9 protein-coding genes are annotated in these 7,529 nt (G+C 75.3%); 5 read left to right on the plus strand and 4 right to left on the minus strand.

Annotation, left to right across the window (positions count from 1 at the left end; all coding sequences use genetic code 11):
• Positions 1-84 precede the first annotated feature (84 nt).
• Positions 85-1,011, minus strand: coding sequence for an NADP-dependent oxidoreductase (locus HCN52_RS19350; protein WP_168089723.1), 927 nt, complete (start codon positions 1,009-1,011; stop codon positions 85-87).
• Between the two features lie 381 nt (positions 1,012-1,392).
• On the opposite strand from HCN52_RS19350, the gene HCN52_RS19355 reads away from it, so the two are divergent.
• On the plus strand, positions 1,393-2,163 hold the full coding sequence (locus HCN52_RS19355) for a response regulator transcription factor (protein WP_168089724.1): 771 nt from the start codon (positions 1,393-1,395) through the stop codon (positions 2,161-2,163).
• Positions 2,164-2,187: 24 nt separating this feature from the next.
• On the opposite strand, the gene HCN52_RS19360 is transcribed toward HCN52_RS19355, so the two are convergent.
• Positions 2,188-2,685: a MarR family winged helix-turn-helix transcriptional regulator gene (locus tag HCN52_RS19360; protein WP_168089725.1), complete on the minus strand. Its 498-nt coding sequence runs from the start codon at positions 2,683-2,685 to the stop codon at positions 2,188-2,190.
• Positions 2,686-2,771: 86 nt separating this feature from the next.
• On the opposite strand from HCN52_RS19360, the gene HCN52_RS19365 reads away from it, so the two are divergent.
• Positions 2,772-3,584: a trans-aconitate 2-methyltransferase gene (locus tag HCN52_RS19365; RefSeq protein WP_168089726.1), complete on the plus strand. Its 813-nt coding sequence runs from the start codon at positions 2,772-2,774 to the stop codon at positions 3,582-3,584.
• 105 nt (positions 3,585-3,689) lie between these two features.
• Entirely contained in the window at positions 3,690-4,304 is a 615-nt protein-coding gene (locus HCN52_RS19370) for a GNAT family N-acetyltransferase (protein ID WP_168089727.1), read from the plus strand.
• 46 nt (positions 4,305-4,350) lie between these two features.
• On the opposite strand, the gene HCN52_RS19375 is transcribed toward HCN52_RS19370, so the two are convergent.
• Positions 4,351-4,884 (minus strand): MarR family winged helix-turn-helix transcriptional regulator, encoded by a 534-nt coding sequence (locus HCN52_RS19375; protein WP_168089728.1) that lies wholly within the window; start codon positions 4,882-4,884, stop codon positions 4,351-4,353.
• A 93-nt stretch (positions 4,885-4,977) separates the two neighbouring features.
• Between HCN52_RS19375 and HCN52_RS19380 the strand changes: the two genes are divergently transcribed.
• Positions 4,978-5,445, plus strand: a complete 468-nt coding sequence (locus HCN52_RS19380; RefSeq protein WP_168089729.1) for a Rid family hydrolase — start codon at positions 4,978-4,980, stop codon at positions 5,443-5,445.
• Between the two features lie 171 nt (positions 5,446-5,616).
• A complete protein-coding gene (locus HCN52_RS19385; protein WP_168089730.1) occupies positions 5,617-6,027 on the plus strand; it encodes a rodlin in 411 nt (136 codons plus the stop codon).
• Positions 6,028-6,209: 182 nt separating this feature from the next.
• On the opposite strand, the gene HCN52_RS19390 is transcribed toward HCN52_RS19385, so the two are convergent.
• A complete protein-coding gene (locus HCN52_RS19390; RefSeq protein ID WP_168089731.1) occupies positions 6,210-7,430 on the minus strand; it encodes an MFS transporter in 1,221 nt (406 codons plus the stop codon).
• Positions 7,431-7,529: the final 99 nt, after the last annotated feature.

The raw sequence follows: 7,529 nt of genomic DNA on the forward strand, positions 1-7,529 counted from the left end.
CCGGGGCGCTGCCCGCCCCGGACGGCCACCGCCACCGCCACCGCCGCAGCCGCGGCCGCCGGGGCGAGGCCGGCAGGGCGCCGTTCAGGAGACGCTCAGGACGATCTTCCCGCTCAGCCCGCCCGCCGCCAGCGCCCGATGCGCCTCCGCCGCTTCCGCCAGCGGGAACATGGCGTGGATCGGGAGGTGCAGCGCGCCCGCGCGGTGCAGCGCGACCGCCTGCGCCAGTCCGGCCGCGGCATGGTCGACGGCATCGCCCGGGCTGGAGGAGAACCGGGCGCCGTATCGGCGGGCCGCCTCCGGGTCCACCACCGACAGGACCCGCTCGGGGGAGCCCGCCAGCTCCACCGACTCCCCGATGACGTCGGCGCCCGAGGTGTCGAGCACCGCGTCGACGCCGCCCGGCACCGTCTCCCGGACGCGTTCGGCCACCCCCTCGCCGTAGGTCACCGCCATCGCGCCGAGCGCCGCGACCCGCGGCACGGCGGCCGCCGAGGCGGTCCCCACCACCCGGGCCCCGCGCGCGAGCGCGAACCGCACCGTCATGGCACCGACCACACCGCCGGCGCCGTGCACCAGCAGGGTGTCGGCGGCTCCGACGCGCAGGGTCTCCAGCGCCCGCCACGCCGTCTCCGCCGCCACCGGGACGGCGGCGGCGTGCTCCACGTCCATCCCCTCCGGGATGCGCGCCACCCGGTCCCGGTCGGCCAGGGCCTGCTCGGCGTAGCAGTGGGCGCCCAGGCCCATCACCGCCTCGCCGACGGAGAGGTCGTGCACGTCGTCGCCCACGGCGTCGACCGTGCCCGCCAGCTCCGATCCGGGCACGAACGGCATCTCCACCTGCCAGGCGCCCGCCATCGCACCCGAGCGCAGCTTGGCGTCGAGCGGGTTCACCCCCGCGGCGCGGACGCTGACGCGCACCTGCCCCGGTCCCGGGACGGGCTCCGCCACTTCCAGCGGGGTGAGGACCTCCGGTCCGCCGTACTCGGCGAAGGCCATGGCCATGGGCATCGCAGCACCCGCTTCCGGTCGACCGCGCCGGGCGGCGCGGTGGATGGACAGCTCCGGCAGCCAGTGTCGCGCGGCCCGGCCCGGAGCGCGCCTCGGGACCTCCGCGACCGTCGCGGGACACCCCCGACACCCCCGACGGCGCCCCGCGTCCCCGGCCGCGCACCGCCGCCGGGCGCGCCCGGGCGGCCGGATCACTCCGCTCCGACGACCGTCGTTGACCAAAACGCTGCGCATGGGCGGGAGTTGCCGCAATTCGCCCACCGTCGCCGACCGTCCGACCGTACGCTGTACGCCTGTCGGCACCGCGCGCACGCGGTGCCGTTCTGCGAGCCGCGCAGGGGCACCGGGGCACAGGGCGCGGAAGGCCGCGAGGGGGAGACCATGGACCGCATCCGCACACTGGTGGTGGACGAGCACCGGGTCTTCGCGGAGTCCCTCGCCACCGCGCTCTCCGCGGAACCCGACCTCTCCGCCGTCGCCGCCGGCGGCACGCAGGCCGCGGGTCGGCTCCTCGGCCGCGCACGCGCCTCCGGTGAGCCGTTCCACGTGCTGCTGGCCGACGCCGGCCTGCTGCCCGAGTCCGCGCCGCGCCGCGCCGCCCCGGTCGGTCCCCCCGGAGTGGCCGACGGAGCGGGCGAACCACCGGGGGAGCGGGCGACGGCTCCCGCGCCGGGAACCGCCGGCGAAGAGGCGGAGACCTCGCTGCTGGCCCACCCCGGGTTACGGCTCGTGGTGCTCGCGGGCCGGGACGACGCCGGGACCGCGGCGCGGCTGCTCGCTGCGGGCGCTCTCGGCTGGGTCGCCAAGGACAGCTCGCTCGCCCGGCTCACGCATGTGCTGCGGGGCGTGCTGCGCGACGAGACGCACCTGCCGCCGGCGCTGCTGACCGGGGTGCTGCGGGAGATGACCCGCGAACGGCAGGGCCGCGGCGAGTACCAGCGGCTCGCCGACGCGCTCACCCCGCGCGAGTTGGAGGTGCTGCGCTGCATGCTGGCCGGCATGGGGCGCAAGGCCGTCGCCGAACGGCTCTACCTCTCCCCGCACACCGTGCGCACCCACATGCAGAACGTCCTGGGGAAGCTGGGCGTCCACTCCACCCTCGCGGCGGTGGCGGTGGCCCGCCGTGCCGGGGTGCCGCCGGCCGAGGACTGACCCGCGGTCCGCGGCCGCCGCGGCTCAGTGGCCGGTGTTGTCGAACGGGGCCGTCAGCTCCCGCAGCAGTCCGGCCAGTTCCCTGCGCTGGGCGAGCGACAGCTCGGCGAGGATCGCCCGTTCCTGCTCCAGCAGCCCGGCCAGCGCGCGATCGGCGTGGTCCTGGCCGGTCGGGGTCAGCCGGACCAGGACCCCGCGGCGGTCGGTGGGGTCCGGCAACCGCTCCACCAGGCCCTTCTTGGCCAGCCGGTCGATGCGGTTGGTCATGGTGCCGGAGGTCACCAGAGTCTGCGTCAGCAGCTGCCCGGGGGAGAGCTGGTAGGGCGAGCCGGCGCGCCGCAGGGCGGTCAGCACGTCGAACTCCCACGGCTCCAGTCCCAGCTCGGCGAAGGCGATGCGGCGCGCGCGGTCGAGGTGCCGCGAGAGCCGCCCGACACGGCTCAGCACCTCCAGCGGCTCCACGTCGAGATCGGGGCGCTCGCGCCGCCAGGCTGCCACCAGTCGATCGACCTCGTCCTCCATGGCATCAGTGTAGTAGTTGTGTCGACATGAAGTCTCTTGACGGCGACTATCTTGACGTCAAGAGAAATTGCGGGCAGGGTGGCGCCATGACGACGACGCGCTGGGACCCCGACCAGTACAACCGCTACGCCGACCACCGGACCCGCCCGCTGCGGGACCTGATCGCGCGGGTCCCGGAGCTCGGGGCCGACCACCCCCTGATCGCCGATCTCGGCTGCGGCCCCGGCGGACCCACCGCCGTCCTCGCGGAGCGGTGGGCCGGGGCACGCATCACCGGCTACGACAACTCCGCGGAGATGCTGGAGCACGCCGCCCGCCTCGCCGGCCCCACCCCCGGCGGCGGCAGCCTCGCCTTCGAGCGCGCCGACCTCGCCGCCTGGCGCCCGGAGCGGCCCCACGACCTGATCGCCTCCAACGCCGCCCTCCAGTGGGTTCCCGACCACGTCGCGCTCTTCCCGCGCTGGGTCGCCGCGCTCGCCCCCGGCGGCGTCCTGGCCTTCCAGGTGCCCGGCAACTTCTCGGCGCCCAGCCACCTCCTGCTGCGGGTGCAGTGCCTCGCGCCGCGCTGGCGAGACCGGCTCGCCGGCGTGCTCCGCGAGGGGACCCCCGTCCACGAGCCCGGCGGCTACCTCGATGCGCTGACCGCCCTCGGCTGCGAGGTCGACGCCTGGGAGACCACCTACCACCAGCTCCTCCACGGCCCCGACCCCGTCCTGGAGTGGATGCGCGGCACCGCCCTGCGCCCCGTTCTCGACGCCCTCGACGACGACCCCGCCGCGACCGAGGAGTTCCTCGCCGAGTACCGCGACCGCCTGCGTCCCGCCTATCCGACCGGCCCCCACGGCACCGTGCTGCCGTTCCGGCGGATCTTCGTCGTGGCGCGGCGACGGGCGGACTGAGGCCGGCAGGACGCGGCGCCGCCGGGCCCGCGCCGCGCGGCGGTGCCCGCCGCGACCGGTCGAAACGCGTTGCCCGGCACCTGCGCGCGCTGCCAGGATCGTTGGATGAGCACGTCACGACCTCCGGCCGCCCCGGTCGTCCGCACCATCGCGGACGCCGACGTCCCCACCGCGGTCACCGCCCTCGCCGACGCCTTCGCCGACTACCCCTTCACGCGGCACGTGATCGCCGCCGCGGACCACCGGGAGCGCATCCGCCGGTACCAGGAGCTGTGCCTGACCCGCATCGGCATGGCCCACGGCCGGGTCTGGGTGGCGGACGGCGGCAGCGCCGTCGCGGTCTGGGGCGTCCCCGGGCGCGACCCCTCGCCCGCGTTCGCCGAACTCGGGCCGATCCTCGCCGAGCTCAGCGGCGACCGCGCACCGGCCGCCGCGGCCGCGGACGCGGCGATGGCGCCGCACCGCCCCGAGGAGCGGGGATGGTTCCTGGAGACGGTGGCGACCGCCCCCGACCGGCAGGGCGCCGGGCTCGGCCGTGCCGTGCTCGCCCCCGGCATCCAGGAGGCCGAGCGCAGCGGCCACCCGGCGTTCCTGGAGACCTCCGACGCGTCGAACGTGGGCTTCTACCGGCGGCTCGGTTTCGTGGTCACGGCCGAGGTGCGGCTCCCGGACGACGGCCCGCGCACCTGGTGCATGCGGCGGGACCCCGGTCGCGGCTGAGGTGGGCGGGTAACCGGGCGGGGCGGCCGGGCGCGTGGCCGGCGCGTCAGGCCAGATCCGCCGGGCGGGTCCGCAGCTTCGCCGCCAGTCGCGCCAGTGCCCGCTGGTCCGCCGCCGTCAGCGGGTCCAGCACCAGCTCCCGCACCGAGCGCACGTGGACCGGGGCGGCAGCCTCGACCACGGCGAACCCCGCCTCCGTGAGCTCGGCGATGGTCACCCGCCCGTCCTCGGGGTCGGGGAAGCGCCGCAGCCACCCCCGCTGCTCGAACCGCCGCGCCACGTTCGACAGCCGGGAGAGCGAGCCGTTGGCGAGGTGCGCGAGCTCGCTCATCCGGAGCCGCCGTTCGGGCGCCTCGGAGACGTGACTGAGCACCAGGTACTCGAAGAGGGTGAGACCGGCCTCGCGTTGGAGCGGTGCCTCCAGCCGCCCGGGGAGCAGCAGCGCGAGCGAGATCAGTCCCGTCCACGCCTCCTTCTCGGCCGGGTCCAGCCAGCGGGTCTCCTCGGCGTCCGCGGAGTGGTCTCTCGACGCGTGGGCGCCGCCCCTGCTGCCCCGGTGACCGTGGTCGCTGCTCGCCATGGAGCTCACGATACCAAGTGCCATGACTTCACGCGTGAACTGAAACTGTGCTACGTTCACTACAAGGTTGAAGTCAATGAGAGAGGAACCCCCATGACTGCCGACGCCCGGACCCCCGAGTTCTTCGCCACCCCCGGCTACGGCGACACGCAGCTGGCGCGCATGCGCTACCACCAGGCCGTGCGGATCGGCGACCGCGTGGAGATCTCGGGCCAGGGCGGCTGGGACGACGAGCTGACCTTCCCCGAGTCGCTGGAGGAGGAGATCGTCCGCGCCTTCGACAACGTCGAGCGCACCCTCGCCACCGCCGGGGCGAGCTGGCCGGACGTGATCTCGGTCGACTCCTTCCACGTCCCGGCCGCCGAAGGCGAGATCGGCGAGGCCCACAACCGGGTGATGGTCGACCAGTTCCGCCGCCGGATGGGGGAGCGGGCGCCGATCTGGACCGAGATCGGGGTCCCCGCCCTCGGTGCAGCCGGCATGCGCGTCGAGATCAAGGTGACCGCGATCCTCGGCTCCGGCCGCCGCGCCGACCGCGCCGCGGGCAGCGTCGACGCCTGACCGCGTGCGGTGCCCTCGCGGGGCCGAAACGTCCACCTGGCGCACCTGGGGAACCTGAACGAGGTACCAGAGGGGGCCAAACGGGTGACTAAGGGAAACTCTTCGTGCTGTGGCCAGTTGTTCAGGCCGTCCCGCGAGGGACAGTCTCAGACACTCGGAAGGACACAGCAAGTGATCAAGAAGACGCTCGCCACGGTTGCCGTCGCGGCCTCTGCCCTCGGTGCCACCGCTGCCGCCGCCGCCCCCGCGCTGGCCGTCGGTGATGACACCGCTGGCCACACCGCGGTGTCCGGGAACGGCGCGGAGAAGGTCTTCGGCAACACCACCACCCACGGTGGCATGAGCCCGAACATGGCCCTGGTCCAGGGCTCGCTGAACGACATCTGCGCCCCGATCATCCCGGGCAAGCTCAACGTCGGCAGCGTTGTCGGCCTGGTCCCGGTCACCGTCCAGGACATCCTCACCAGCACCAACGAGCAGAACTGCGCCGAGAACTCGACGCTGCAGGACGGCGACGACCCGCTGTCCAACCTGCTGTCCAACGTCGAGGTCCTCTCGGGCAACGGCGGCAGCGCCCGCTGAAACGCCTGACGGCGTACAGCAACTGGCGCACGCCGGGTTCTACGGCCTTCTGACCGGCGTACGCACCGAACCCCCTCCCTGGTTGGTTTCCTTCCCGGGGAGGGGGTTCACCCCTGTTCACGACCGGGCATCGCTCCCGCCGCGCGGCAGGGCCGCGAGCCCCGGCACGGCAGCCGTGACGGTCAGGCCCGCAGGGCGCGCCCGCCGGCGCCACCCGGCCGCAGCCGTGCCGCCGCGAACAGCGCCACCACAACCCCGCAGCCGGTGAACACCAGCCCGGCGTCCCGCAGGCCGAGTACCGTCGTCAGCGCCCCGACGCCCACCACGGGCAGCGAGATACCCAGGTAGGCGGCGACGAAGAACGCCGAGACTGTCTCGCCCCGCCTCTCCTCCGGGGCGCGGGCCGACACCGCCGCGATCCCCGCGCGGAACGCCAGCCCCTGCCCGGCGCCGCCCACCACCGCCCCCGCCAACAGCAGCGGCAGCGAGTGCGCCGGCAGCGAGGCCCCGATCAACGCCATGCCGCCGACCAGCAGGGCGCACCCCGCCGGCAGCGCCCGCACCACGGTCAGGCGGTCCACCAGCAGCTGACCGAGCGTCGAGGAGGCGAAGGCGGAGAAGACGACCGCGCCGGCCACCGCCAGGTTGGTCACGCCCAGCTCCCGCTGCATGAAGCTCGGTGCCACCGAGGTGAACAGGCCGAACAGCGCGAAGCCGGTGAACCCCGCCAGCGCGGCGGGCGCGAACACCGACCGCACCTCGCGCGGCACCCGCGGCGCGCGCAGGCGCGGCCACCCCGCCGCCCGCGTGCCGCGCACCGTCTCCGGGAGCAGCGCCGTGAGCACCACGGCGACGACCAGCAGTCCCAGATGGACCAGGTACGGCGTGCGCAGCGGCGCCGGGGCGTACTCGGCCAGGACCCCGGCGAGCAGCGGACCGCACCCCAGGCCGCCCATGTTGGCGGCGGTCGCCGCGAACGCGGCGTGCGTGCGGGAGGCCGGCGGTGCCAGCTCCATCACGGCGACCGTCGCCGCGCCCGTGAGCAGGCCGGCGGCGAAGCCGGAGAGCACCCGGCCGACGAAGAGCGGCGGCAGCCCGGCCTCGAAGACGAAGCAGAGCGCGCTGGCCATCGACAGCACCAGCGCGGCCAGCAGCACCGGACGCCGCCCCCGCTGGTCGGAGACACCGCCGAGCAGCGCCAGCACCGCGATCACTCCCGCGGCGTAGGTGGCGAACACCACCGTGACCACGAACGAGGAGAAGCCGATCTCCTCCTGGTACAGCCCGTACAACGGGGTCGGCAGCGTCGTGCCGGCCATGCCGACGGTGAAGACGTAGGCCGCCGCGAGGTAGTGCCAGGAGCGCGCCGGCCGAGCGGTGGGGGAGGTGCCGGGGGTCGTCATGGCCGGAGCGTAGGGCGCGGCGGCGGCCCGGGACGGGCGCGCCGCAGTCCGCCGCCCGGGCGACACCCGATCGGCGCGGCGAGCCGCCCGGTCGCGGGG

The organism is Streptomyces bohaiensis (assembly GCF_012033785.1).
GTDB classification, from domain to species: Bacteria; Actinomycetota; Actinomycetes; order Streptomycetales; family Streptomycetaceae; genus Streptomyces; species Streptomyces bohaiensis.

What these genes read in the sequence shown, in the direction of transcription:
- HCN52_RS19350 (WP_168089723.1), bottom strand. Translation starts at nt 1,011, where the DNA reads ATGCCCATGGCCATGGCCTTCGCCGAGTACGGCGGACCGGAGGTCCTC.
- HCN52_RS19355 (WP_168089724.1), top strand. Translation starts at nt 1,393, where the DNA reads ATGGACCGCATCCGCACACTGGTGGTGGACGAGCACCGGGTCTTCGCG.
- HCN52_RS19360 (WP_168089725.1), bottom strand. Translation starts at nt 2,685, where the DNA reads ATGGAGGACGAGGTCGATCGACTGGTGGCAGCCTGGCGGCGCGAGCGC.
- HCN52_RS19365 (WP_168089726.1), top strand. Translation starts at nt 2,772, where the DNA reads ATGACGACGACGCGCTGGGACCCCGACCAGTACAACCGCTACGCCGAC.
- HCN52_RS19370 (WP_168089727.1), top strand. Translation starts at nt 3,690, where the DNA reads ATGAGCACGTCACGACCTCCGGCCGCCCCGGTCGTCCGCACCATCGCG.
- HCN52_RS19375 (WP_168089728.1), bottom strand. Translation starts at nt 4,884, where the DNA reads ATGGCGAGCAGCGACCACGGTCACCGGGGCAGCAGGGGCGGCGCCCAC.
- HCN52_RS19380 (WP_168089729.1), top strand. Translation starts at nt 4,978, where the DNA reads ATGACTGCCGACGCCCGGACCCCCGAGTTCTTCGCCACCCCCGGCTAC.
- HCN52_RS19390 (WP_168089731.1), bottom strand. Translation starts at nt 7,430, where the DNA reads ATGACGACCCCCGGCACCTCCCCCACCGCTCGGCCGGCGCGCTCCTGG.